Genomic DNA, 24,658 nt, shown 5'->3' on the forward strand with positions numbered 1-24,658 from the left:
CCCAACCAGCGATCGCCTAGTACACTAAAACTCTTGCTAACTAGCTGCGTATCTAGCGCACAGCAATGCAGCGAAAGGAGCCAGCCCATGTTTGATTCATGGCGCAGTCTTGGGTTTCACTTGGCGGCAGGGTTTTACAACAGCGTTTTGTGCGTGGTTATTGGCGGAATTTTAGGGTTTCTCACGCCGCCGCCATGGTCATTTGCCCTGCTTGGCATCGCTTGGCTGGGCATCAGTGCGTATTGGGCTGGCTATACCGACAGTCGCATCAGCAATGGTTTTGCTGGCATGATCATCATCTGGCATGTGATTATTTTGATGTTTGCAGGCATGGGCTGGCGCTATATGCGCTACACCTATGGCAAAGAAACCATCAACAACATTACTGCTGCCGAAATCCCCTATTATCCAAACGCAGCAATCTTTTACTTCAATGATGCTGTGGTACAAACCAAATATGCCACAGTTCACAAAGTTGCCAGCAAAGATCGCAAAAGCTCGCGGGTAACCTATAGCTACTACAGTCTTGCGCCACTGACCAACAGCGATTGGCAATATGGCGATCCTGTGCCTGCTTGGGCGGCCTGCAACGCCGATTACACGATCGCTTGCTACGATTGGGATGACCCAATTCTGAATGGCGCGTTGCCCGAAGAACTGTACCTCGATAAATATACCGTTGCCAAACGTACCAACCTCGCCAAATACGATTATGCAGAGCTAAACAACGCCCCAATGCTTGAAGTTGGGGCAGGCTCGAATAGCTTCAATACCGCCAAACGTTGGCAGTGGCTGTTTGTGTGGATCATCATGGTTTTGGTCTGGGCCGTACCAATCAGCTTAACTGGCTGTGTGCGATTTACATGGCGTTGGTTGCGCAATAGATAAGGAACAAGCGATGAAAATTCAATGGCTAAACTTTGGGCGAACGCTGATAGTAGGGATACTTTTTGGTTTGTGGTGTGCGGTGCTTGGGGGAGCAATTGGTTTTTGGCTGGGCGAACCGGCACTCTATCCAGTTAATGTCTTTGCAGGGCTTATAAGCATCGGATTATTTGTACTATTAACTCATCGTTGGTTTAATCATAAATGGTTGGGAGCGATCTGTTTGTTGAATATTGGCACGATGATTGGTACAGGAATTGGTACAAGCCAAGAGCGTTTGTATTACGGTCAGGTTCAAATTGACAACATTCAAGCTGAGCAAATCAGCCAACATCCCGAAGCCATGATCTTCACGTTGGAGCAAGCAGTTGTGCAACGTGAATATGGTGTAACCTTTGCTTACACTACCAGCGATGCTCGCCGCTCAAGCACAACATCGCATGCTATTAGCGTTGCGCCGCTGACTAGCCCCAATTGGCAGCCCGACCAGCCAGTTCCGGCATGGGCCGTCTGTGGTGGCTATTTCGAGTATCAATGTGAAGAGTGGAAGCAACCAATCAAAGCAGCGCTGATCTCAAAACCAACCAATCAAAATCCGCAACAAACGGCGATTACCAAAAACCTTGAAACTCATGGCTATACCGCGATCGAAAATGCCCCGCGTCTGTATGTTGGCAGCAGCGTTGAGAGCTTGATGGCCGACCACCGCTTTATTTGGCGGTCTACATGGTTGTTCGTTAATGGGATATGGGCTGGGCCATTTTTTATCTTTGTGGGCGCTGAGCTACTGTGGAATACGCTTAAACAATTATTTACAAAAAAGCCAAGCTAGCATTGGCAATAGCTTGGCTGATTTTGAATTAACGAATTGGTTCAACAATGACGGCACTACCATAGGCCAGCACTTCGGTTACGCCAGCGCTAATTTCGGTGGCATCGTAGCGCATCGCAATAATCGCATTTGCCCCAATTTCGGCGGCATGCAACGACATAATTTCGAATGCTTCAAGCCGGGCTTGCTCGCACAACTTCGACCAAATGGTGATATTGCCGCCGACCAAAGTTTGCAATGATGCGCCAATTGTGCCAAAAACCGAGCGCGAACGCACCACAATGCCGCGGACAATCCCGCGATTTTGCACAACCCGAAAGCCTGGCAAATCGAAGGTAGCCGAGATCATCCAGGGTGGCACGATTTGAACGGTTGGTGGTTGGGGTGGTTGAAGTGGTTGGGGTGATTGGGGTTGCATACTTACTCCTGCACAATCAAATCGACAGCAGCATTAAGATTTGCTACCAGCATAGCATGCTCAGGCAAATCGTGTTGGTGCTGTGCGCCGTAGCCAGTTGCCACCATAATTGCGGGAACACCCAAATTGATGCCTGCTTGCACATCAAGCAGCTTATCGCCAATCATCCATGAACGGCTAAGATCGATCGTGAATTCGGCTTGAGCTTGCTCGAACATACCCAAATTGGGTTTGCGGCAGGCACATTCACCTGTGACCTCAGGATGATGCGGGCAATAATACCAAGCATCAACATGGGCCTTGAAGGGCTGTAACAACTCGCTAATCCGTTGATGCACCAAATGCATATCTTCAGCGCGATAATAACCCCGAGCAATTCCCGATTGATTGGTCACGACCAAGACCAAAAATCCAGCTTGATTCAAACGGGCGATCGCTTGACCAACGGTTTGCTCAAGCTGAACCAATTCGGGCTGATGTAGATAATTAACTTCGACGTTGATCGTACCATCACGATCAATAAACACGGCTGGTTGGCTCATTTTCTATCTCAACTATAAAAATTCAATTAAAAAACGCAGAGATCATCACAATCTCTGCGCCATTGCGTCGATCAAGCTACTTATTTGGCAAACAAGGCTTGTTCAGTCAGGTCGCACAGCAAATGGCCGACGACCATCGAGATTTCCTGCACCAAATAAGGCAACTTGAATGGCACGACTAAGGCATGATCACACAACGGCAAAATCTTGCCGCCATCGCCACCAAGCAAGGCCAGAACCGGGTTGCCCAACTCGTGTGCTACTTCGGCGGCCTTGATCACATTGACCGAATTACCGCTGGTGGTCAGACAAACCAAAACATCGCCTGGGTTCATGTGGGCCTTGACTTGGCGCGAAAACACTTGATCATAGCCATAATCGTTACCCACGGCAGTTAAGGTTGAGGTATCGGTATGCAAGGCCAAGGCCGGAATTGGGCGGCGATCGATCAAATAGCGCCCGACAAATTCGGCAGCCAAGTGTTGAGCATCGGCGGCGCTGCCACCATTGCCACAAAAAATAGCCTTGTGGCCCTGTTGATAACATTCGATCAACACATTGGCCATAGTATTAATCGTTGCTGATTGTTCGGCCAAGACGCGCTCGGCCATCGCAATATGTTCACGAAAACTTTTTTCAATATAGGCGCTGTAATCAGCCACGGAAGCGACTCCTTTGATTTTAAAGCTCAAATACGCCAAGCATACCACAAAACCTTGCGTGGTGCAGATTAATCCAAATCAACGATTTGTTAAAAGTTTGGAGCAAATAAGCACAGCAGCAGTAATGCCCCAACCACAAAAAGTATTGAAAATACAAGAAACCGCGTCAACGGATCTTCCATTTCAGTGGTTTCTTGATAGGTGATCTGTTGGGGCGGTAGTTGTGGTTGCAAGATTTGCTTTGCTGAAAGCGCAGGCTTGGTGGCTTCCAGCAAAGCGATTGTTGCAACTGCTGGACGTTGGACAATCGTTGGTTGGCCGGCGCTGCTCAGGCTTGGCTGATTGTAGAAACCTTGTTGTAATTGCTGGATAAATTGATCAATACTGGCAGGTCGTTCATTTGCAGGCAAGGCCATGGCTTGGACTAAAACTGCTGCCATTGCAGGCGAAACCGCTGGATTTAAATTCACAGGATTGACCAACGGATCAGGTTGACCATTAATCAAGCTGCTAGCGCGGGTGAGTGCATCGGCTGGCTCGCAATTGGTCAGCAAATGATAGAGCGTTGCAGCAAAACTATAGACATCGCTGCGCTGATTGACCGGACTGGTGGCTTGAATTTGCTCTAAGGCGGCGTACGCCAAGGTGTAGGCCACGACACTTTGATTTGAAGAAGCCCATTGTTTGGCCAAGCCAAAATCCACCAAGATCAATTGGCCTTCGGGAGTGCGAATAATATTTTGTGGTTTAATATCGCGATGAATGACTGGCGGCGTTTGATGATGCAAATAGCTGAGGGCTGGAGCAAGTGCCTTGGCCCACGCCAGCACCACATCTGGCTCAAAGGCCGCCCCACGTTGCGCTAATAGGCTATCAAGATTCTCACCTTCGATCAAATCCATAATTAAAAAGGCAGCATCGCCAACCCGCTGCAAATCGTAGACCCGTGGCAACGATGGGTGGCGCAACCGTGCCAAAATTTGAGCTTCACGCTGCAAATTGCTTTGAAATATGGCATCCTGCCCACGAAAATATTTGATTGCAACCTGATGATTAAGCTGTTGATCGAAGGCGGCATAGACCGTGCCCATGCCACCTTGACCAATCAAGCGCAAAATTTGGTAGCGCCCAAGTAAAACTGAACCAACCCCTAAACTCATATTCTCTCTCCCTAACTGAGAAAACTAAATGCCCCTAATAAAATCAGCACAATCAAGATAAACACAACATTCATCACTTGGGTTGGATTTTCAAGCTCCTCATCATCCAGCATTGCATTCATACGACTATTGCTATCTTGTTGAGTCGTCATCCATTGTTGATTATTGAGTGGGCTAAATGGCTTAGGCTCCTCATATCTTTTCTCAAATTGTGGAACCAGCCATTGGCCAGGGTTCGCCTGTTCAAAAGGACTTTGCTGGAAAAATGAGCGCCGTGGTCGTGGCGGAGCTGCCGGAGTTGAAGCCGGAGCCGGACGTGGCTCGAAGCGCCGTGGTGTGGCATAACTCACCCCATCTGGCAACTGTGAATCAACCCGAATTGTTGGCTGCCCAGCACTGTTGGCCGCAACCAAGGGCACGCTTACTGTTGCTGATTGCGCTGCTTGCAACAACGCCACGACCGTCCTAATGCTAGCTGGACGAGCATCAGCGCGTAGAGCCAAACTATCCATGAGCACCCGATCAAGTGCTGGCGTAACTGCATTATTCAGACTGCTTGGCAAGGGCAATGGGTCAGGGTTGGCATAAATTTGGGCGCTGGCACGAGTCAATGCATCAACTGGCTCGCGATTGGTCAATAAATGATAGAGCGTTGCGCCAAATCCATAGACATCACTGCGTTGATCAAGCGTATTTGTGCCCTGAATCTGCTCCAACGAGGCATAGGGCAAGGTATAGGCAATCACGCTTTGCTGGCCAGTTGACCATTGTTTGGCCAAGCCAAAATCGAGCAAAATCAATTTGCCAGCAGGTGTGCGCATCACATTATGCGGCTTGATATCGCGGTGAATCACCGGTGGCGTTTGTTGATGCAGGTAACTCAATGGCTCGGCCAAGGTTGCTGCCCACGCCACCACCGTTGCAGGCTCGAAGCCGCTGCCGCGTTGGGTTAGCAACGTGCCAAGCGTTTCGCCCTCGATCAAATCCATAATCAAATAGGCATCGTCGTTATCGCGGCGAATATCATAGACGCGCGGCAAGGCGGGGTGTTGCAACCGCGCTAAAATTTGGGCTTCGCGGTCGAGGCTGGCATGTAAAGCAGGATCATGATTGCGAAAGTGTTTGATCGCTACAGGCGTATTCAATTGGCGATCAAATGCTGCATAGACGGCGCTCATACCGCCTTGGCCAATCGCCCGCACGATGTGATAACGCCCCAACAATTCGATTCCTGCTTGTAATAGCATACCTAACTCACAATCTCACGATAAAGTTCTTCAATCTGATCGAGCATGCGTTGCGGGCTGAATGTGCTGCTAGCGCGTTGACGACCGTTGGCCCCAAATTGCGCCCGCAAGCCTGGATTTTCCAACAGCACATTGATTGCCCGCGCCAGCGCCGCCGGATCGGCTGGTGGCACCACAAACCCAGTTTGGCTGTGGGCGTTGACAAAACTTGTGCCAGTGCCCAACTCAGTGCTGACAATTGGAATTCCAGCGGCTAACGCTTCGAGTTGCACAATCCCAAATGCTTCTGCGCGTAAATGGGATGGTAGCACAAATACATCGGCAGCGGCATAGTAATTTGGTAAGGCTTGATCCGGGACTTCGCCAGCCCATACAATACGTTCGCCAACATCCAAGCGTTGCGCCAAATCGCGCAAACGGGCTTCCTCAGGGCCAATGCCTACCAAGACCAATTTGGCGTTGGGGATTTTCGGCAAGGCTTCGAGCAAAAAGTGGAGGCCTTTGTAGTGGCGAAAGCGCCCAACAAACAACACCATGGGTGCTGCAACCTGCTCACGCAACGACTGAATCGCCGCATGATCAAGTTGATTGAAGCGCTCAGTATCGACGCTCAACGGAATTACGCGGCATTTGTCGGCATGGGGAGCCAACCACGGCGAGGTCTGAATATACTGCGGGCTAGCGGCGATAATCCGATCGGCAGCATTTAATGTGCGAGTGAGCAAAGGTCGATAGAGTTGCAGCAAACGGCGCTGGCGCACAATATCGCTCTGATAGGTAATCACCAATTTGGCCTTGCCCCGTCGCAGCCAATACAGCAAATCGCCAGGCGGAAAGGGGTGATGCAAATGAATAATATCGGCTGGTACGCGCCAACTTAATGGCAAACTCATCGGGCTAATTGGGGTTGAGGCTTTGCGCAACCATTGGGCTGCTTTGATGATCGCCACACCATTACGGCGCTCGATCTCGGTTTTGGGATAGGTATTGCTGACTGCCACCGTCACTTGATGGCCGCGCTCAGCCAAGCCCTCAGCCACAACTCGAATATGATTTTCCATGCCACCGAGCACTGGAAAATAATCTTTATAAACATGAAGAATGTGCATTGCTAGGGTGATACTCGCGCTCAAAGAATTGCTGTGAGCATTATAGAACATTGAGAAAAGGATGAAGGATGAAGGATGAAATGAGAAGTCGGGAGCTAGGGATCAGGAGTCAGGGAACAGAGACCAGCATTAAGCAAACTTCGTGGATCTTGGTGTCCTTCGTGGATCAAGCTTTAATCTAGGCTATGGGCTATCGGAAATTGGTTGGAATACCAAAAGCCAATAGCCTATAGTCTAGTGCCTGATTACCTTATGTGCTATTCGGGGATGATAAATTCTTGGCCGACGTGAATCACATCGGGGTTGGGGATGCGGTCGCGATTGGCTTGATAAATCCGTTTCCATTGCATTTCATCGCCATAAAAGCGCTGGGCAATTGCTCGCATGGTATCGCCTGGTCGCACAGTATACGTTCGTTGGGCTGGCAGTGGTGTGCTTGCATCGGGAATCACAAATTCTTGACCAACGCTAATCACATCGGGATTATTGCCGATGATCGCCCGATTGGCTTCATAAATTCGTCGCCATTGAGCAGCATCGCCATAGAAGCGGGCTGAAATTTTGCCCAAGGTATCGCCACCTTGAACCGTGTAGCGTTGTTCAGCAGCTTTTTCGGCTTCGGCTTTGGCAGCCTCAGCTTTGGCAGCTTCTTGGGCTTTAGCAGCTTCTTGAGCTTGACGCAGTGCATCAGCAACCGCATTGTTGGTCGCAGCCGATTGAGCTTCGGCCTTTTCGCGGGCTTCTTTGGCCGCCTCTTGAGCATCTTTGATCACATTCACTGCGTTGGATACTGATGACGAGGCCGCTTCTTCCTGCTTCTCTTGAATATCGTGCAAGCGCTCCATCATTTGGCCAATCACGTTACCAGGGGCTGGGCCAGTGGGCTTAGCTTCGGCACTTTCGCGGCTTTGCTCAATTGCATCCTTCATTTGATCAGCCAAATTACCAAACAAACCCTTCTTTTCCTTATCGGCCATGGTTCAACTCCTTTAGCAAGCGATTGTCACGCAGGCATATACAAGCATTATAGATGCCAACGGGCACAATGCAATGGTTGATCCTTGCGTTTGGTCTTGCAGATCAGGTATGCTTAAGCAACATTCCAAAGGCTGACCCGTACTACTCAACAGTAGTCAGTAGGAGCAAAACGCTATGTGGAAACGAATCAAAGACCTTATCCGCGCTTGGTTGCACGCCTTGTTTGATCGTGCCGAAAACCCCGTAACCATGGCCGATGAGTATATTCGTCAGCTTGAGGCTCAATATGGCGAGGCCAAACGAGCCACGGCTATGGCGATGGGGCAGGCCACGCGCATGGAACAAAAGCGCGACGAAAACCGTAAGCAAGCCGAGGATTGGGAACGCAAAGCAGTCAATGCGCTTGAACGTGGCGACGAAGAATTGGCTCGCTCAGCCTTGGAACGCAAGCGCCACTTCAGCGCCGCCGCCAGCGAATATGCGACCCAATCGGAAACCCAAAATGCCCAAGTCAAAGATTTCCGGAATTCGATCAGCCGTTTGGAACTACAAATTAATGAAGCTCGCGCCAAACGCGATTTGATCAAAGCCAAAACCAGCCGCGCCGATTCACAAGAGGCTGCCACTCGCGCCCTGCAAAATATGCAAGGTAGTGGCGAATTGGGCGATCGCTTAGGAACAATGGAAGAACGAATTGACGATCGCTTGTATAAAGCTGAAGCCATGGCCAAATTAGAAGGCGATTCACTCGAAAATAAATTCCGCAATTTGGAGCAAGAAACCTCGCTCGAATCGGAATTGGCGGCACTCAAAGCCAAAGTCAATCAAAGCTGAACCGTTAATTCGATTTGACATAAAACCCTCTGTTTATTAATAGTTGATAGCAGAGGGTTTTGATTTGATTATTGTTGCGTGCCAGTCAGCACATCAGCCACGCTCAACCAGCCAAATTTGGGAAACAGCTTGCCAACTTGGGTCGAAAACAGTAGTGAATCGCCCAAAACCACTTGGGGCGTGCCTTCGACTACCACCTCGCCTTCGCCTAACAGCACCACCCGTTGAGCACACAACGCCACAAATTCCACATCATGAGTTACTACGATGATCCCATGTTGTTCACTGGCTAAGCTTTGCAGAAAATTGGCTAATTGCTGTTTGGCTGCGTAATCTAAGCCACGAGTTGGTTCATCGAGCAAGAGAATTTGCGGGCGAGCCACCACAATCGCGGCGAAGGCGGCCCGTTGAGCCTCACCACCCGAAAGATCACGCGGATGACGTTCACGTAGGTGTAGCAAATTCAAACGTTGCAAGGTCTGTTCAATCTGCCCTGGATCAGCCGCTTGACCATGGTTGGTAAGCGTCCACGCAAGCTCTTGATCCAAACTGGGGTGAAACAGAATATCGCTGGGGTTTTGTGGCACGAAGCCAATCTGCTGAGCCAATTGCTCAACCGGGCGATTGGCGATGGGTTGTTGTTGCAGCAGCACCCGCCCACGAATTGGTTGTTGTAGGCCCACCAAATGGCGCAATAAGGTGGTTTTGCCTGAGCCATTGCGCCCCATAATTGCCACAATTTCGCCAGCATGCAAACGCACATTTACACCGTGCAACGCTGGTTGATCGGCATAACTGGCATCTAATGCTTCGGAGCGCAAGAGTTCTGCACCCAACGTGGCAACAGGCATTGGTTGGGCTTGGGACGTAATTGGCTGTTGACGCGCGGCGGCACGACCTTGCTTGATAGTCAGCGGCAAGGGCTGCCAATTAAAATGGCGGGCAACTTCGACCAATGGCGGGGCAAATGGCATCTGTGCCAAAACCAGCTGTGGTGCATCAGCTAAGCCAATTTTGCCAGCATGCATCCAGACAATTCGATCGACATATTGCACCACACGCTCTAAACGATGCTCCGAGAGCACAATCGTCAAGCCTAAATCGGCGTTGAGCTTTTGCAACGCGGTCAGGACTTCTTCGGCAGTGTGGGGATCGAGCTGCGAGGTTGGTTCATCGAGCACCAAAATTTGCGGCTGAACGGTTAATGCGGCGGCAATCGCTACGCGCTGGCGTTCGCCGCCCGACAGGCTTGTCAATGAACGATGGCGTAAATGAGCAATTTCAAGCTGATCGAGCGCTTCTTCAATTCGGCGGCGCATAATCGCTTGAGGCAAGCCAGCGTTTTCCATGGCAAAAGCCAGTTCATCCTCGACAATCTCGACCACAAACTGAGCATCGGGGTCTTGAAACACAAAACCGACCAATTCAGCCAAATCACGCGGTGAATTGCGGCGGGTATCACGGCCACATACTTTTAATTGACCTTGCCATGTGCCACCATGAAAATGGGGTATTAAGCCGTTGATTGCGCGGAGGAGGCTTGATTTGCCGCTGCCCGAAGCGCCACAAACCAATACAAACTCGCCTTCGGCAATCTGCAAAGTACAGCGATCGAGCGCTGGGGCAGTGGCTTGGGGATAGTAATAGCTAACCTGTTGAAAATCAATCACGCCGCGCTCAATTCACGCTCAATCTTTATCACGATAGCGATCAACCACGGTCGGCGTTTCGCGGCCACTCAGCACACTGACAATATCATAATCGCGCTGGCGGTTGGCAATATCATCGTTATAGCGCTTGACCTTGCGATCAAATTCATCGTGCTCCCAATTGCGCTGGGTCTCGTTATCCCAACGGCGGCGCAAATAGATTGGCCCAATTATCAAGACCAACCCACCAAGGATCATCGTTAGGGTCAAGCCAACCACAAAACCATTCATGAGTACGACCTCCTAGTAATCATGAATTATACCATTGTGATCGAGGGATCAGGGGCTGGGGATCAGGGGTCAGGGCCTAGGGATCAGATTTTGATCCACGAAGAGCACGAAGCACACGAAGGGTTCCTGTCGTATGGCCTGATCCCTGACCCCTCTATTTTAAAAAACCATGCCGCTCGGTCGCACTAAGCTGCGATCAATGCTGGCTAAATTGGGGCGGCCACACAGTGCCATCGAGCGTTGCAATTCGCGCTGCATGGTCGTCAGCACATCGGCAACTCCAGAGCTACCCGCCACTGCCAAGCCCCATAAGACTGGTCGCCCAAGCATAATTGCCTGCGCTCCTAAGGCCAAGGCTTTAAGTGCATCGCTGCCGCGCCGAATCCCGCCATCGATATAAATTTCGCACGTACTTTGGGCCAAGGCTGCGACCACTTCGGGCAACGCTTCGAGCGTGGTAACCGTACCATCAATTTGGCGGCCACCATGATTTGAAACCACGATTGCCGCCGCACCTGCCTCAGCCGCCAACAGCGCATCCTCAGCGGTCAAAATACCTTTGACGATGATGGGCAAACTGGTCACTGAGCGCAACCAAGCGATCGATTCCCAGGTTAATCCAGCATCAAACATATCGGCTTTGGGATCGGGCAAGGCATTCGGGCCAGCACGACGATAATTTTGGGCGGCTGGTACATCGCGAAAATTAGCCATACTCAAATGGGCGGGCACGCCAAAACCACTGCGCAACTCACGTTCGCGCCGCCCAAGCCACGGGCGATCGATCGTCAACATCAAGGCTTGATAACCAGCCGCCTCGGCTCGGGCGATTAATCGCTCCGACACACTGCGATCACGATAGACATACAATTGAAACCAGAGTGGGCATTCAGCAGCTGCCGCAACTTCTTCCAACGAGCGGGTGGCGAGGGTGCTGACAGTAAAAATTGAGCCAGCTTGAGCCACACCGCGGGCGGTTTCACATTCGCCCTCAGCATGCGCCAACCCATGGTAGGCCGATGGTGCAACCAAAATTGGCGAGTTAAGTGGCTTGCCTAGCAAGGTTGTCGCGGTTGAAACTTCACGCACATCAACCAAAAAGCGTGGTCGCAAACGCACCTGCTCAAACGAAAGCAGATTCGCCCGCAAGGTCACTTCATCCTCGCAGCCACCTGCATAATAATCACAGGTTGGGCCATCCAACAGCGTCATTGCCTGTTGCTCATACTCGTGGAGATTAATCGGCTTGCTCATTGCAGCGATCCTTTCGCAGCCTGAAATAATCCGGTGGCTCTAGTGTAGCAGATGCTCAAACCAATTTCGGCAGTACAATTGAGCTAATGCTTAGCGTTTGGATTGGATCACAAATCCAATTGGAATTGAAAAGATGATTAAAACCAGCAGTGCAACGATAAAATTCTCAAATCGAACAACTTCAATATCTTGATCAAGCGTTGGTTTACGACTTGCGATAATGGAGATTGAATGATTTTCAATGTCGTCACCATGCTTAATTACATAATTATCAGTATAGGAAAATTGATAATCATCATCACAATCAGGATACCCAGGCATCGATTCGATTGGTGGTAGATGTTTGTGATAGTATTGATGAATACTAGTTTCAAATGCATAACTATCTTTAGTACTATACATCGGGTATAGTGTATTATCGATATCTTGAGTGATGATTGAATTTGGTAGCATAATTGTGCCCTTCATCATTGATTGTTGATTATTTCTCCCATTGAAAGAATAACAATACATTGGATTACTGTTGAGATATTTATAATAATTGATATTAAAAATCACTAAAACCATAATAATATTTACAACTAATGCTATCTTCACCGCTTGATGTTGATATAATTCTAGCGCAAAAAAGTCAATATAAATCTTTTTGTACAGTGTTAAAAGGGTGATTACTGCTAATACAATCACTAGCGGGCCAAATTTAATATCTGTGCCTGCTCCGCTTGTATCGAGACTGTAATACCCAAATGCATTAATATCTGCTTGATATGCTAATTCTAATGGTTGGCTATCGGTTTGATCGCCTGAAACAACCTCAAGGGTAAAGGTATAATGAAATGGCTCATCAGGCAGTTGACATTGAAGTGTGTACGGTAAGCGAATATCAAAAAAACTTTCTAGTTGATACAAATGAAAATAATTATGTTGTTGACTAAGATCAATCACAAATACCTTGGAAGGATCACTTGTTAAGGCAAAACGCAATTGAACTGGTTGAATTGGGGCTGGTTCAATCGCCAGAATCTGATCGATCATAACTAAGCGTTGATCAGTTGCTAGTTGAGTAGTTGGGGTTCTTATAATTGGAATAAAACATGCGACTGGCTCTGGTGCATCGCAACCAACCAACAACAGCAGCATTCCAATCCATGACAGGCGACGTAGCATAACCTTGCTCCTTCTAAAATTGTTGTTAGAATGAGCATAGCAAGCCTAAATGGATATTAAATGGCTTTAGTGGCTGAACCAACTGTGCAACATCATGCCTAAAATGATCACCCCAAGACCTGCCAAGGTCAGTGCTGTTGGCGCAGGGCTATGCAAAATTACAATCTCGCCAACCAAGGCAAAGACGACTTCGCCTGCTTGGGTTGCCTCAACTGCTGCCAATTGGCCTTGATGGTGCTGAGCTAAATCAGTCGCTTTGAAAAATAGCACAGTTGCAATTACGCCCGCCAACAGCGCAACCAACAATGATTGAAACAGTTGGCTTGTGCTCGGCCAACCAACCGTGGTTGCCGCCAGGCCTGCTAAAATCAGCCAAAACGGCAGGCTGGCAATCGTCATGCCGAGCACTCGCTCAAATGTTGCTAAGCGCTGCCCACATAGTTGCATCATGGCGCGATTGCCCAGCGGATAGGCAAACGCGGCTATTACAACTGGCACAAAGCCCAAAAGCACCTCGCGCCAGCCAATCGCCGCTGCATGTTGCAATTGAATCACCGCCACACCCAACAAAATCAGGCCCGAAATTGCCAAACTGCGCCAATGCCAAGCAGGTTGGTTGGGTGCAGCTTTGGCTTGCAACAACGGTGCAACCAAGGCTCCAGCAATAATTGTGATCTGCCATGTGCTAGCAACCAGCCAAGCCGGAGCATATTTGGCAGCAAAACAGAGCGGTGCGTAAAATAAGCCAAAACCAATTGTGCTCCAGCATAGCCATTGCCAAGGCTGTTGCCCTAGCTCGTGCAACACCAAACCGAGTTTACCGCGCCATGCCACAATCGCCAGTAACGGAACCAGCATAAACAAATAGCGCAGGCTGGCGCTCCACAGCCAATGGCCGCCCGCCAACTCCATCAAGCGATTGAGCACAAAGGTCGAAGCAAAAAAGAGCGAGGCCAATAAGCCCAACAACAATCCACGCATAGCCTTGATCCTAGATTAAGTGTGCTGAGAATTGGCCAAGTATAGCATGCAGTGCCGAGGCCTCGCTCCTATTGAAAAGAGATTTAATCTAACACATGTTTTTGCAATGCTTGGAGTTCACCTGAAGGATCAAGACCCTGCTCTTCGAGTAAAGCCTCGCGATAGCGATCATAAATTGCCAAGGCTTCAGTTCGGCGGCCTTGATTAATTTCCAAGTTCATTGCTAAAACCACTGCCCGTTCATTCAAAATATCAAGTTTCATAGCATGCTCAAAGGCTTTTTGGGCTTGGTCAAATCGCTGTACGTCATACCATTGATTGCCGATTGAGATCCAAATTTCGGCTCCACGTCGCGCCAACGCTTTGCGTTCATGCTCAATCCATGGTGCATTGCTGCCGACTAAAAATCCTTGGCTTGCATACTCAGCGGCAACTTGTAAGCGCTCTAAGGTAGCTTCAGAACCAAGCAACGAGGTCTGTTTGATCGCTATAATATCGGCATCGATCTCCGGGTGCGGGAAGCGCAAACGATACAGCGAACCATCATACACAACACAATCAGGCAATTCTTTGCGAGTCCGTTGCAGCATTTTGCGCCAACCATCATTGCTGCTATCAAAGCCCCAAATTTTTTCACGCAATTCATCGGCAGTCATGCCGCTTGGGTTCAACAACAACAAGGCGATTAACAACATACCTTGGCGCGGAATTCGTACCTGTTTACCATCCATTTCAAGCCGCATTTGGCCCATCAAACGCACAATCAATTTTGATGCTTGGGGCATTGGCGGCAGGTTATGGCGCAGCACCCGCGCCGCAAATGGCGAATTCCATTGGGTATAGGCCTCGTTGACCAAATCAGGCAAGTGCACGGTCAGCGCCGATAACAGCACTGGCAAGCCACTTCGGCCATCAACAATTAATTGATCAAGCGCTTGCCAAGCGCGTTGAGCTTCACCAAGCTCATGGCGTTGCCAAAAAGCTTCGCTTAATAACAGGTAAAGCAAGCCTTTGGCTAATGATCCTTGGTTATCCAAACCAGCCAATGCCCGTTGTAGTAGCGGAATCGTGCCATCAATTTTAAGCGTTAAATTGGCAGCACTACGCGCCACCGCCAACCAAGCCTGATCGAGTGGGTTTTGAGCAGTGGTGGTGTCAATCTCAATCAATAGGCGTTGAAGTTGCTCAAGTGAACTATGGCGTGTGGCCTGCGATTCTAAGGCTAAGGCATAGCTAATAATGTGATAATCGACAACATTGCTCGCCCGTAATTGCTCACGCGCCAAGCGATAACGGCCAATTGCACTTGTCCAATCGCGATCAGCCAAAGCCACATCACCAAGCGTCACCAAAGCTCCATTGGCCGCCCGAATATCGGAAATTCTGGCATTATCGTAGGCTTGTTGGGCATAGCGAGCTGCATCGCTCATTTGGCCTTGGTGCAGTGCCACCAGCGCTCGTAAATTTAAGGTTTGCGATAACCCCGAGGGCGATGCCATTTCTTCCCAGAGCGAGGTTGCTTGACGCAAAAGCCGATCAGCCAAGGAATAACGTCCGGCTCGCGCCGCCGCATTGGCATAATCGCCCAAAATCAGGCCAAGCAAGCGATTAACCCCTGAATGCTCCATATGTTTGTGGGCACGCTCAAAATGGGCAATCGCCGCATCATCTTGGCCTAAGGATGCCAAATAAATCGCATGTGTCCGCAAAATTCGGGCTTGATCGGCTGGCGATAGATCGGGGTCATTCAAGTAGGGCTGAATCAAGCTATCGGCCTCGCCAATTGCCCCTTGCGCCCGCAGCATATCGGCTTTAAGTAATAGAAACATCCGTTGCTGATCAGGCTGTTGATGAATCCCAAGCAGCTGATTAACTAAGAGCAAGGCTTTTTCGGCATTGCGTAAGCCAAGGTGATAGCTGCGCACCAACAGCCAGCCAACTTTAGGCGCAAGTTGCTGCACTGGCACATCATTTAGGGCTTTGACAAGCTCACCAAAAAACCGTTCATTGTTAATTACATCAATCTGTTGAGTCAAACAATGATTGATCACATCCCAGCGTTGTAAGCGTTGCATCTTGTGCACAAACTGGAGCAGGCGTTGCTCAGTCAGATACCAATCGCCAGCTTGGGCAAAAAATTCAGTCAAATAGGCCGCCTGAGGATGCGAACGCTTACGCAAACCAACTTCAGGCAAGCGTTGTAAGCGTAAATTTGCTTCAACGATCAAGCCTGCATATTCCCAACTCATTAACAAACGGTGCAAATCGTGCTTCGGCAACAGCGTTTGGAGCAATTCAAGTGAATCGGGGGCGATCCATAGCCAAGCTTCTAAGCTATGCTGCAAGGGTTCAGGCAAACTTGCCATCACGTCTTGCATGACCCACTCAAGCGCTGATTGATTGAGTACGCCCGAGCGATTGAGCGCAAAAATACAGGGCGCAACCCAACCGTCAGTCAATTCGATCAGCTGATCAGCTTGGGCTGGGCTGAGGCTCAGTTGGCGTTTTTGGGCCAAGGCGATTAATTCGGCGTTGGTGAAGGCTAGCTCCTGCATGCCAATTACCACTAAGTGTCGTCGAATAATCCATTGTTGAATCATGGGCAAGTTGGGGATGTGCAGCGAGGTGGCAACGATATGCAGCGCTGGATTTTTCAATAATGCTACCAGCCAAGCATGTTCAGGCAAAAATGTGCCCCAAGCATCCAAGATCCGATCAAGATCGTCGATCAAAATCCAGGTTGGTTGGCGCAAACTCAAAAGCTGCTCGTGTGGATGTTCGCTAGCCAAGCCAAGCTGCTGGCAAATTGCCTGAAGTAGCAACGGTGGATCATTGGCTGACTCAAGCTGAATCAAGGCAGACGGGGCGTTGATGGAGTGCTTAAGTGCCTCTAATACTGTGGATTTACCGCTGCTGGGCAACCCAATGATTAAGACTACCCGTGGCTCATGTTGGGTCAAAGTGAGTAAACGTGGGCGTTCAACATAGGTCGGATAAAGACTCATAGCAGTTTCCTCAAGATGCTTGGTACGATGCTACCCCACCAACCATTAAGCAGTACAGCGCAATCGTGCTCAACCGTTGAGAGGCGAGGTTGTTCCAATTCGTTACCTATGTTCAATAGGATATACCGAGCTATAGAGCACATCTATGCACGTCCTAGGCTATTTCTAGATCGAATTCCTGTGTATCCACTGTATCATAGCAAAAGAATCATGAATGTAGTGGAGCAGTTATGCAACTTGTCGCACTTGATCACATTCAGTTGGCAATGCCTGCGGGCCAAGAGGCCCAAGCGCGGTGGTTTTACAGCACAATTCTTGGCCTCAACGAAGTTGCCAAGCCTATTCAATTGCAAGCTCGCGGCGGTTGTTGGTTTCGCAGTGCCACAATCGAGCTCCACCTTGGTGTAGAAGCCGATTTTCGGCCTGCTCGCAAAGCCCACCCTGCTTTTCGCGTCGCTGATCTTGGGCAGGCACGGGCTGAATTAATCAGCGCGGGTATTGCGATTGTTGAAGATGACAGCCTACCGCATGTGCGCCGTTTTTACGCCGCCGATCCCTTTGGCAATCGGATCGAGTTTGTGCAAGTTGGCGATGTGTATTAAGTTTGCTTGCAATACGTCATTAATACCGCCAATTGCTTAACTTAGATGCTAGGGATTCCTATTTATTTTGTATTTTGGGCGGCAACTACTGGCACAACTTATGCAAGCTTGTAGTTTGCTGGTCAGAGTATGCTGATTGGCAACTACTACACCAACATCCGCTCAACCATGCCCTGAAAGCACCCAAATATGCCGATATCTTCTGGTATACTGAACAACGGCGCGGCCCTCGAATGCCCGTGCTGGCCACCGCGCTGAGTGCTGCATTGTTGACACTGCGAGGGTTGCAGACCATGAAAGCAGTTTTAATGGCTGGGGGTGAAGGCTCTCGGCTCCGACCACTCACCATCAGTCGGCCCAAACCCATGGTTCCGCTGGTCGATCGACCAGTCATGGGCCATATTATTGAACTTTTGAAACGTCACGGCATCACCGATATTATCATTACGGTGCAATATCTCGCCAATATTATTCAAGATTTTTATGGCGATGGCTCGGCGTTTGATGTTGATATTTCCTATTCGGTCGAGGAAGTGCCACTTGGCACAGCTGGCGCAGTTAAATATGCTTCACGTTTAATCGACGATGATAGTGAACCAATTCTGGTCATTTCGGGCGATGCATTAACCGATTTTGATTTAACCGCCTTGATCGAAGCCCATAAACGCTCGAATGCTAAAGCCACGATTACCCTCACCCGTGTGCCCAACCCACTCGAATATGGCGTGGTAATCACCGATGATACTGGCCGAATTCGCCAATTTCTTGAAAAACCCAGTTGGGGCGAGGTTTTTTCCGATACCGTCAATACTGGAATTTATGTAATCGATCCCTGTGTGCTTGATGATATTCCGCTGGGTGAGCCGTTTGATTTCTCCAAGGATTTGTTTCCGGCCTTGTTGCGTCGCGGCGAATTGCTTTATGGCTATATTGCCGAGGGCTATTGGACTGATGTGGGCAACATCGAAGCCTATATGCGAGCTTGCTCGGATTATTTGATGGGCATGGTCAATTTGCCGCGCCTCGGCCATGATCGTGGCGATAATGTCTGGATCGAAGGCGAAGTTGAGATTGCTCCCGATGCCCAAATTCATGGGCCAGTCTTTTTTGGCCATGGGGTCAAGATCAAAGGTGGGGCGATGGTATTTGGGCCATCGGTCATCCGCGATTATACCATTATTGATTCGCGGGCGACGATTGATCGTTCGATCATGTGGCGCAACTCGTATGTTGGCGAACGCGCCGAATTACGCGGGGCGATTGTTTGTAAGCAGTGTAATATTAAAAGTCGCTCGTTGCTGTTCGAGGGCGTGGTGGTCGCCGATAGCACAATCATCAATGCTGGCGCGGTGATTCAACCCAACGTTAAAATTTGGCCCTCGAAAGAAGTTGAAGAAGGCGCGACCGTTAGTGCTTCGATTATTTGGGGTGCGCAAGGGCGGCGGGTGCTGTTTGGGCGCTACGGCATTACTGGTTTGGTCAATATCGACCTTACGCCAGAATTTTGTGCCAAACTTGGGGCGGCCTATGGAGCAATTTTGCCCAAAGATACCACCGTTACCATGAATCGCGATGCTCACTACACCCCGCGCATGCTCAAACGTGGCTTGATTGCCGGTATTCCATCGGCGGGGATTAACGTGTTGGATTTGCATTCGGTGCCAATTCCAACTGCTCGCTATTTGACCTATGCGCTGAATGCTGCTGGTGGCATGCATGTGCGGCTTTCGCCGTTCGATAATCGAGTGGTAGATATTAAATTCTTTGATCATCGTGGGCTTGATCTGGGCAGCGATATGGAGCGCAAGATCGAGAACACCTATTTTCGCGAAGATTATCGCCGCGTTTATCTCGATGAAATTGGTCGGATCACTGAAAACAGCGATTACAACTCGGTCTATATCGATAAATTTATGGAATCGCTTGATCCACATATTTTGCCCGAGTTGGAAGACCCTTGGAGTATCGTGATCGATTATGCTTCATCGAATGCAGCTCAAATTTTGGGCATTTTGCTGCGGCGCTTGAATGTTGATTTAGTTGAACTCAACGCCCAAATCGATGAAGATCGCCTGTTCCAAACCGCCGATCAATTTAATGCTGGCATGCAACGGCTCACCGCGATTGTGCCCGTGATGAATGCAGATATTGGGGTGCGGCTTGATTCGGGTGGCGAACGGATTTACGTTGTCGATGATACTGGCCATCGATTAACCGATATTGAATTGTTGGCGGCAGTCACCGCCTTGACCATGGAGGCCAACAAAGGTGGAACCGTGGCCGTGCCAGTCACCGCGCCACGCTTATTCGATAAATTGGCCGAGCGCTATGGCGGTCGCATCCAACGCACCAAAACTGCCTTGGGAGCACTCATGCAACAAGCCGCCAAATGCACCGATTTATGTGTTTTGGGCGATGGGGCTGGCAGCCTGATTTTCCCTTCGTTCTTTCCAGTGGCCGATGGCCTATTTGCGATTGTTAAATTGATGGAATTGCTGGCTCGCGCCAAAATTCCACTCTCGGAAATTCGCCGATCATTGCCACGCTCAGCCATGGCCAACCACAAAGTGCCATGTCGCTGGGAATCCAAGGGCAAAGTTATGCGGATTCTCAACGAACAATATGCCGAGCGTGCCCAAGACAACATCGATGGAATTAAGATCGATCTTGGCCCAGAGTGGGTGCTGATTCTACCTGATCCCGATGGCCCGTTTATTCATGTGATTGCTGAGGGGGTCAACGATGATCAAGCTCGGGTGTTGACCGAAAAATATGCAGGTTTAGTCATGGGGCTTCAGTAGAGTCTAGGAGTAAGCCAATAATCTGCCAAAGCATACAGCCGCTCCAAGTGTAGGAGCGGCTGTATGGTTAGAGATGGGTTTGAACTTACTTTTGCAGGCTATCGCGAATTTCGCGTAGCAACAAGACTTCTTCGCTTGGTGGTGGTGCGGTAGGAGCCTCGGCCTCTTGCTTGCGACGAGTCGAATTGATGCCCTTGACTACGAGGAATAAGACTAGTGCCACTAGGATAAAATCGATCACTGCCTGAACAAAAAGCCCATAAACAATCGGGGTTTCGCCAACCATAAATTGTAGCCCATCAACTTTGGGTTGTTTGAAGATTGCAGCAATCAATGGCATTAAAATACTATCAACCAAGGCTGTGACAATTTTGCCAAAGGCGGCTCCAATAATCACCCCAATTGCCAAATCCAGAACATTACCTTTGAAGGCAAATTCCTTGAACTCCTTAAACATCGCGTATCCTCCGGTACTATGCCACAATAGGCCATCGAGCAAACAAGCGTAGTCTAAAAGCTGCGCTTTACGGTGAAATTAACGATTATTTAAGCCAAATGCAGGTGGTTACGATGTGGCTTGCTGCTGTAGAAGCCAGAGTGAGGTGCTGCCATCGGTGGTTTGGGCTTGGCCTATGGTAGCATGGGCACTAGCAAAAGACAATTAGCCGAGGAATATTATGCAGTCACCAATTTCATTTACCCAATTAACTCTAGCTGCCACCAATATTGAGCAAATGGCGGCCTTTTATAATTCAGTTCTGTTTACTAATTTTCGTAAAATCAAGCATGGTGAGCACACGCTGTATGAGGGGTTTTTGGTTAATATTCCCTTGTTGCTCTGCCCGAATGCGATTGCTGGAGTTGTTGCTGAGCAAAGCCGCTTGCAATTTCACGTTTGTGTGCCTGATTTAGCCCGAGCGCTCGAAAAAGTGGTGCAGCATGGCGGCACGATCGTCACGCCCCCAAGTGCAGGCGGCATCAAAGCGGCAATCGTGGCTGATCCCGATGGCAATAGCCTTGAGTTAATTCAAGAATAATTAATCGTTGCTCAAAACTGCTGTCAATACCGTGATCGCCTGTCGATATTCGGCCAAGGGCAAACGCTCTTGGGGCGTGTGATCAAGCGCGGCATCGCCTGGGCCATAGGCTACGACTGGGCAACCCCAAGCTGGCCCAACTACATTCATGTCGGCGGTGCCAGTTTTTTGCACATAGCGCGGTTGCTGACCATTGGCGCGAAAAACTCGCCCAAAGCGCCGCGCAATACTCGATGTCCGTTCGCTGCTAAAAGCGGGAGTCGCCCCACTCACCTTTAAATGAGCATAGTTGGGCAGCAGTTGTTGCAGCATCGCGGTATATGCCGCCGGATCAAGATCTAACGGCAAACGGGCATTGACCAGCAACTCGCACCAATCGCGCAAGCCATCGCCGCCCGATTCGATGCGTACCAAACTTGGCAAAAGTTGATCGAAGGCTCGTTCGCGGCCTTGGTTGATCGAATCGGCATGCAGGGTGATGGTTTGCCATAATTCACAGCCATGTTCGGCGGCGGTATGGCTAGCGTGCGCCGAATGTGCCGCATCTTGCTCGATGCGAATTTGCGCCCGCAAGTTGCCTTTATAGCCCAAGGTTAGCCGATCCGCTCCGCTTGGTTCGCCGACGATACACCAGATTGGCGCAGCCATAGTTTGGGCAACAAAATGTGCACCTTTGGATGACGCAACTTCTTCTTCGACACAACCAACCACAATCACCCGATAGGCTAGGCGTTGTTCGGCATGAGCGCGGGCGGCGGCGGCGATAAATGTGGCTAACGAGCCTTTGGCATCAACCGCACCGCGGCCCCATAGCTCGCCATCGCGCACCTCAACTGGAATATGGCCTGGCACCGTGTCCATATGTCCAAGCAACACGACGGTTTCAGCAGCAGCGCCAATCACGCCAACTGCATTGCCAACCGCATCAATATGCGCATCGAAGCCAAACTGATTCATCTGCTCAACCAATAATTGGGCGATTGCGGCCTCGTCGCCCGAAACACTGGGCGTTGCCACCATTGCCTCAATTAACTGTAAAGCCTGTTGATCGTTCATGCGCTAGGCTCCTCGAACATGCTGCGTAAGGTTGCTACCACGCGCTCTAATTCAGCCCAATCAATCACCAATGGCGGCAACAAGCGCAGCACATTACTGCCCGAATTAAGCGCAATAATCTGATGTTGGTTCATCAGTTTTTGCAGATAGGGCGCAACTTTTTCCTTGAGTTCAATTCCCACCATCAAGCCTAAGCCGCGCACCTCGCGAATTTTGGGTGAGTTGATCGAACGCAATTGAGCGAGCAGCCAATCGCCTTTTTCAGCAGTTTGATCAACCAATTGTTCTGCATGAATTACCCGCAGCGAAGCCCGCGCCGCTGCGCAAGCCAAGGGGTTGCCGCCAAAGGTCGAGCCATGAGTGCCAGTCGCCAATGCGCCAACTCGCTGATTGATCACGACTGCGCCCATTGGCATGCCGCCGCCCAAGGCTTTGGCCAAACAAACTAAATCTGGCTCTAAGTCAAAATGCTCAAAGCCAAACATGCGCCCAGTGCGGCCAAAGCCCGTTTGTACTTCATCAAGAATTAATAAGGCTCCCCGTTCGCGGCAAATTGTTTGGGCTGCTTGCAAAAATTCGGCAGTTGCAGGCCGAATCCCGCCCTCGCCTTGGACAACTTCAATAATTAAAGCGGCAGTTTGCTCGTTGATCGCGCTTTGCAACCGCTCGATATTATTGTAGGGAATATGGCTGAAATCGGGTACAAGCGGCATAAATGGCTCGCGGTAGTGGCTCTCCCAGGTGGCGCTCAAGGCTCCAAAGGTTCGACCATGAAAGCCACGCATGGTGGCCACAATTGCAGTGCGGCCTGTAGCCATTCGGGCAAATTTCAAGGCGGCTTCGACCGCTTCTGTACCGCTGTTGCACAAGAAGACCCGTTGAAATTCAGCCGGAAACAATTGCACCAACTCGGCTTGCAGTAAAGCCCGTTGATCGTTATGAAAGGCCTCGGGGCAAACCGTCAAGGTTGCGGCTTGCTCAGCGATTGCCTGCACCACCGTTGGGTGACAATGGCCGATGTTGGCAACCCCAATCCCTGAACCACAATCAAGATAAGCTTGGCCGTGATCGTCGTAGAGGGTTGCGCCGCTGCCCCGCACCAGCGTAATTGGACGCTTAGCGTATACTCCAGCGCTATGGGCATCTTCTAAACTTGCAAATGGTTGTTGTTCAGTCATGGTTTGGTTCCTAGCAACTCAGCCGCTTATTCAATGATCGTTCCATGGCCAGCAAGGGCTGCGCTAATCGGTTGGTCACGGCGACCATCGCCAATGATTACGCGGTGTACACCAGCTTCGAGTGCAGTTTGTGCTCCCAGTAATTTTTTCTTCATACGGCCTTGCGCTAGTTTTTCGGTTGCTTGGGCTAATTCGGTTCGTGGTAAGCGATCAATCAAACTGCTTTCGTCGGGAAAATTGCGATACAAGCCGCTGACATTGGTCAACAGCAAGAGCGTTTCCGCTTCCAAGGCTGCTGCTACACTGGCCGCGCCGCGATCACCATCAATATTTAGTGGTTCGCCCGCCTTGCTCACCGCCAATGGCGCAATTACTGGCAAATAGCCAGCGCTTAGCAAGGTTTGCAGCAAACCCCGATTAACTTGATCGATGCTGCCAGTCCAGTCGTCGCGAATGACCCGCACGCGACCGTTTTCGACCGCGCGAACATTGGTTTTGCGGGTGCCTTGCAATAAGCCGCCATCGATGCCAGATAGACCCAAGGCGTTGACTCCCAAGCCCCGCAAACGCTCAACAAATTGGCGATTGAGTAAGGCGGTCGCCATCATAAAAATTTCGAGCGTGCGCCGATCAGTTTGGCGGCTGGTGTGGCCTGATGGCGAGGTGATGAAGCGGGGCGGATGCCCAAGCTGCTCGCCAAGCGTGTTGGCTCCATCCGAGCCACCGTGAAACAGCACAATTGGTTGGCCTTGGGCGGCAAGTCCGGCAATATCAGCACAAAGGTTGCTATAATCGATCCCCGCCGCCCCGCCAATTTTTATTACTAGCATGATTTTTCCTTATTTGATCCACGAAGAGCACGCAGGATGAGGGTTCAGGTTATATGTAATGGTTTACTATCCCTCACCCCCTAACCCCCTCTCCCGCCCGCGAGGCGAGGGGGAACCGCTCCAGGAGTGCTCCCCTCGCC

23 protein-coding genes are annotated in these 24,658 nt (G+C 50.1%); 6 read left to right on the plus strand and 17 right to left on the minus strand.

All coding sequences use genetic code 11. The features are described from left to right. Window positions 1–87: 87 nt before the first annotated feature. Together ABEB26_RS18925 and ABEB26_RS18930 are read left to right on the plus strand one after the other, a co-directional pair. Window positions 88–888 carry a hypothetical protein gene (locus ABEB26_RS18925; RefSeq protein ID WP_345723603.1) on the plus strand — a complete coding sequence of 267 codons (801 nt, stop codon included), beginning with the start codon at window positions 88–90 and terminating at the stop codon, window positions 886–888. A 10-nt stretch (window positions 889–898) separates the two neighbouring features. Next, window positions 899–1,717, plus strand: coding sequence for a hypothetical protein (locus ABEB26_RS18930; protein WP_345723604.1), 819 nt, complete (start codon window positions 899–901; stop codon window positions 1,715–1,717). A gap of 28 nt (window positions 1,718–1,745) precedes the next feature. Here the strand turns inward: ABEB26_RS18930 and ABEB26_RS18935 are convergent, their stop codons facing one another. From ABEB26_RS18935 to ABEB26_RS18965, 7 genes are all read right to left on the minus strand, one after another. Continuing rightward, window positions 1,746–2,066: a YbjQ family protein gene (locus tag ABEB26_RS18935; protein WP_345723635.1), complete on the minus strand. Its 321-nt coding sequence runs from the start codon at window positions 2,064–2,066 to the stop codon at window positions 1,746–1,748. A gap of 71 nt (window positions 2,067–2,137) precedes the next feature. Next, entirely contained in the window at window positions 2,138–2,677 is a 540-nt protein-coding gene (locus ABEB26_RS18940; protein WP_345723605.1) for a D-glycero-alpha-D-manno-heptose-1,7-bisphosphate 7-phosphatase, read from the minus strand. A gap of 80 nt (window positions 2,678–2,757) precedes the next feature. Further along, complete coding sequence (locus tag ABEB26_RS18945; RefSeq protein ID WP_486348319.1) at window positions 2,758–3,288, minus strand: D-sedoheptulose-7-phosphate isomerase; 531 nt, start codon at window positions 3,286–3,288, stop codon at window positions 2,758–2,760. A gap of 140 nt (window positions 3,289–3,428) precedes the next feature. Then, window positions 3,429–4,499, minus strand: a complete 1,071-nt coding sequence (locus ABEB26_RS18950; RefSeq protein WP_345723607.1) for a serine/threonine-protein kinase — start codon at window positions 4,497–4,499, stop codon at window positions 3,429–3,431. Window positions 4,500–4,510: 11 nt separating this feature from the next. Then, window positions 4,511–5,746, minus strand: a complete 1,236-nt coding sequence (locus tag ABEB26_RS18955) for a serine/threonine protein kinase (protein WP_345723608.1) — start codon at window positions 5,744–5,746, stop codon at window positions 4,511–4,513. Window positions 5,747–5,748: 2 nt separating this feature from the next. After that, a complete protein-coding gene (locus ABEB26_RS18960; RefSeq protein ID WP_345723609.1) occupies window positions 5,749–6,855 on the minus strand; it encodes a glycosyltransferase in 1,107 nt (368 codons plus the stop codon). A 257-nt stretch (window positions 6,856–7,112) separates the two neighbouring features. After that, a complete protein-coding gene (locus ABEB26_RS18965) occupies window positions 7,113–7,832 on the minus strand; it encodes a LysM peptidoglycan-binding domain-containing protein (RefSeq protein WP_345723611.1) in 720 nt (239 codons plus the stop codon). 175 nt (window positions 7,833–8,007) lie between these two features. On the opposite strand from ABEB26_RS18965, the gene ABEB26_RS18970 reads away from it, so the two are divergent. Continuing rightward, complete coding sequence (locus tag ABEB26_RS18970; protein ID WP_345723612.1) at window positions 8,008–8,667, plus strand: PspA/IM30 family protein; 660 nt, start codon at window positions 8,008–8,010, stop codon at window positions 8,665–8,667. A 68-nt stretch (window positions 8,668–8,735) separates the two neighbouring features. Here ABEB26_RS18970 and ABEB26_RS18975 read toward each other — a convergent pair whose 3' ends face one another. From ABEB26_RS18975 to ABEB26_RS19000, 6 genes are all read right to left on the minus strand, one after another. Continuing rightward, window positions 8,736–10,337, minus strand: a complete 1,602-nt coding sequence (locus ABEB26_RS18975) for an ABC transporter ATP-binding protein (RefSeq protein ID WP_345723613.1) — start codon at window positions 10,335–10,337, stop codon at window positions 8,736–8,738. Between the two features lie 18 nt (window positions 10,338–10,355). Continuing rightward, window positions 10,356–10,607 (minus strand): hypothetical protein, encoded by a 252-nt coding sequence (locus ABEB26_RS18980; RefSeq protein ID WP_345723614.1) that lies wholly within the window; start codon window positions 10,605–10,607, stop codon window positions 10,356–10,358. A 159-nt stretch (window positions 10,608–10,766) separates the two neighbouring features. Further along, on the minus strand, window positions 10,767–11,861 hold the full coding sequence (locus ABEB26_RS18985; RefSeq protein WP_345723615.1) for an alpha-hydroxy acid oxidase: 1,095 nt from the start codon (window positions 11,859–11,861) through the stop codon (window positions 10,767–10,769). Window positions 11,862–11,951: 90 nt separating this feature from the next. After that, entirely contained in the window at window positions 11,952–13,028 is a 1,077-nt protein-coding gene (locus ABEB26_RS18990; RefSeq protein ID WP_345723616.1) for a putative periplasmic lipoprotein, read from the minus strand. 66 nt (window positions 13,029–13,094) lie between these two features. Beyond that, window positions 13,095–14,009, minus strand: coding sequence for a DMT family transporter (locus ABEB26_RS18995; protein WP_345723617.1), 915 nt, complete (start codon window positions 14,007–14,009; stop codon window positions 13,095–13,097). An 83-nt stretch (window positions 14,010–14,092) separates the two neighbouring features. After that, window positions 14,093–17,014, minus strand: coding sequence for an ATP-binding protein (locus tag ABEB26_RS19000; RefSeq protein WP_345723618.1), 2,922 nt, complete (start codon window positions 17,012–17,014; stop codon window positions 14,093–14,095). Window positions 17,015–17,244: 230 nt separating this feature from the next. Here ABEB26_RS19000 and ABEB26_RS19005 point away from each other — a divergent pair, with 230 nt between their 5' ends. Together ABEB26_RS19005 and ABEB26_RS19010 are read left to right on the plus strand one after the other, a co-directional pair. Further along, a complete protein-coding gene (locus ABEB26_RS19005) occupies window positions 17,245–17,616 on the plus strand; it encodes a VOC family protein (protein ID WP_345723619.1) in 372 nt (123 codons plus the stop codon). Between the two features lie 293 nt (window positions 17,617–17,909). Then, a complete protein-coding gene (locus ABEB26_RS19010; protein ID WP_345723620.1) occupies window positions 17,910–20,417 on the plus strand; it encodes a sugar phosphate nucleotidyltransferase in 2,508 nt (835 codons plus the stop codon). 85 nt (window positions 20,418–20,502) lie between these two features. Here the strand turns inward: ABEB26_RS19010 and mscL are convergent, their stop codons facing one another. Next, entirely contained in the window at window positions 20,503–20,874 is a 372-nt protein-coding gene (mscL, locus tag ABEB26_RS19015) for a large conductance mechanosensitive channel protein MscL (protein ID WP_345723621.1), read from the minus strand. A gap of 220 nt (window positions 20,875–21,094) precedes the next feature. Here mscL and ABEB26_RS19020 point away from each other — a divergent pair, with 220 nt between their 5' ends. Then, complete coding sequence (locus ABEB26_RS19020) at window positions 21,095–21,454, plus strand: VOC family protein (protein ID WP_345723622.1); 360 nt, start codon at window positions 21,095–21,097, stop codon at window positions 21,452–21,454. Here the strand turns inward: ABEB26_RS19020 and ABEB26_RS19025 are convergent, their stop codons facing one another. From ABEB26_RS19025 to ABEB26_RS19035, 3 genes are read right to left on the minus strand one after another with little or no spacing between them, the layout of a single operon-like run. Beyond that, the gene (locus tag ABEB26_RS19025) at window positions 21,455–22,510 is read right to left on the minus strand and encodes a [LysW]-lysine hydrolase (protein ID WP_345723623.1); all 1,056 of its coding nucleotides are present in this window, start codon (window positions 22,508–22,510) and stop codon (window positions 21,455–21,457) included. Then, window positions 22,507–23,688, minus strand: coding sequence for an aspartate aminotransferase family protein (locus ABEB26_RS19030; RefSeq protein WP_345723624.1), 1,182 nt, complete (start codon window positions 23,686–23,688; stop codon window positions 22,507–22,509). The genes ABEB26_RS19025 and ABEB26_RS19030 overlap by 4 nt, the downstream gene beginning before the upstream one ends. Before the next feature lie 26 nt (window positions 23,689–23,714). Continuing rightward, on the minus strand, window positions 23,715–24,518 hold the full coding sequence (locus ABEB26_RS19035) for a [LysW]-aminoadipate kinase (protein ID WP_345723625.1): 804 nt from the start codon (window positions 24,516–24,518) through the stop codon (window positions 23,715–23,717). Window positions 24,519–24,658: the final 140 nt, after the last annotated feature.

Source organism: Herpetosiphon gulosus, from assembly GCF_039545135.1.
GTDB lineage: Bacteria > Chloroflexota > Chloroflexia > Chloroflexales > Herpetosiphonaceae > Herpetosiphon > Herpetosiphon gulosus.

What these genes read in the sequence shown, in the direction of transcription:
- ABEB26_RS18925 (WP_345723603.1), top strand. Translation starts at nt 88, where the DNA reads ATGTTTGATTCATGGCGCAGTCTTGGGTTTCACTTGGCGGCAGGGTTT.
- ABEB26_RS18930 (WP_345723604.1), top strand. Translation starts at nt 899, where the DNA reads ATGAAAATTCAATGGCTAAACTTTGGGCGAACGCTGATAGTAGGGATA.
- ABEB26_RS18935 (WP_345723635.1), bottom strand. Translation starts at nt 2,066, where the DNA reads ATGATCTCGGCTACCTTCGATTTGCCAGGCTTTCGGGTTGTGCAAAAT.
- ABEB26_RS18940 (WP_345723605.1), bottom strand. Translation starts at nt 2,677, where the DNA reads ATGAGCCAACCAGCCGTGTTTATTGATCGTGATGGTACGATCAACGTC.
- ABEB26_RS18945 (WP_486348319.1), bottom strand. Translation starts at nt 3,288, where the DNA reads ATGGCCGAGCGCGTCTTGGCCGAACAATCAGCAACGATTAATACTATG.
- ABEB26_RS18950 (WP_345723607.1), bottom strand. Translation starts at nt 4,499, where the DNA reads ATGAGTTTAGGGGTTGGTTCAGTTTTACTTGGGCGCTACCAAATTTTG.
- ABEB26_RS18955 (WP_345723608.1), bottom strand. Translation starts at nt 5,746, where the DNA reads ATGCTATTACAAGCAGGAATCGAATTGTTGGGGCGTTATCACATCGTG.
- ABEB26_RS18960 (WP_345723609.1), bottom strand. Translation starts at nt 6,855, where the DNA reads ATGCACATTCTTCATGTTTATAAAGATTATTTTCCAGTGCTCGGTGGC.
- ABEB26_RS18965 (WP_345723611.1), bottom strand. Translation starts at nt 7,832, where the DNA reads ATGGCCGATAAGGAAAAGAAGGGTTTGTTTGGTAATTTGGCTGATCAA.
- ABEB26_RS18970 (WP_345723612.1), top strand. Translation starts at nt 8,008, where the DNA reads ATGTGGAAACGAATCAAAGACCTTATCCGCGCTTGGTTGCACGCCTTG.
- ABEB26_RS18980 (WP_345723614.1), bottom strand. Translation starts at nt 10,607, where the DNA reads ATGAATGGTTTTGTGGTTGGCTTGACCCTAACGATGATCCTTGGTGGG.
- ABEB26_RS18985 (WP_345723615.1), bottom strand. Translation starts at nt 11,861, where the DNA reads ATGAGCAAGCCGATTAATCTCCACGAGTATGAGCAACAGGCAATGACG.
- ABEB26_RS18990 (WP_345723616.1), bottom strand. Translation starts at nt 13,028, where the DNA reads ATGCTACGTCGCCTGTCATGGATTGGAATGCTGCTGTTGTTGGTTGGT.
- ABEB26_RS18995 (WP_345723617.1), bottom strand. Translation starts at nt 14,009, where the DNA reads ATGCGTGGATTGTTGTTGGGCTTATTGGCCTCGCTCTTTTTTGCTTCG.
- ABEB26_RS19000 (WP_345723618.1), bottom strand. Translation starts at nt 17,014, where the DNA reads ATGAGTCTTTATCCGACCTATGTTGAACGCCCACGTTTACTCACTTTG.
- ABEB26_RS19005 (WP_345723619.1), top strand. Translation starts at nt 17,245, where the DNA reads ATGCAACTTGTCGCACTTGATCACATTCAGTTGGCAATGCCTGCGGGC.
- ABEB26_RS19010 (WP_345723620.1), top strand. Translation starts at nt 17,910, where the DNA reads ATGAAAGCAGTTTTAATGGCTGGGGGTGAAGGCTCTCGGCTCCGACCA.
- mscL (WP_345723621.1), bottom strand. Translation starts at nt 20,874, where the DNA reads ATGTTTAAGGAGTTCAAGGAATTTGCCTTCAAAGGTAATGTTCTGGAT.
- ABEB26_RS19020 (WP_345723622.1), top strand. Translation starts at nt 21,095, where the DNA reads ATGCAGTCACCAATTTCATTTACCCAATTAACTCTAGCTGCCACCAAT.
- ABEB26_RS19025 (WP_345723623.1), bottom strand. Translation starts at nt 22,510, where the DNA reads ATGAACGATCAACAGGCTTTACAGTTAATTGAGGCAATGGTGGCAACG.
- ABEB26_RS19030 (WP_345723624.1), bottom strand. Translation starts at nt 23,688, where the DNA reads ATGACTGAACAACAACCATTTGCAAGTTTAGAAGATGCCCATAGCGCT.
- ABEB26_RS19035 (WP_345723625.1), bottom strand. Translation starts at nt 24,518, where the DNA reads ATGCTAGTAATAAAAATTGGCGGGGCGGCGGGGATCGATTATAGCAAC.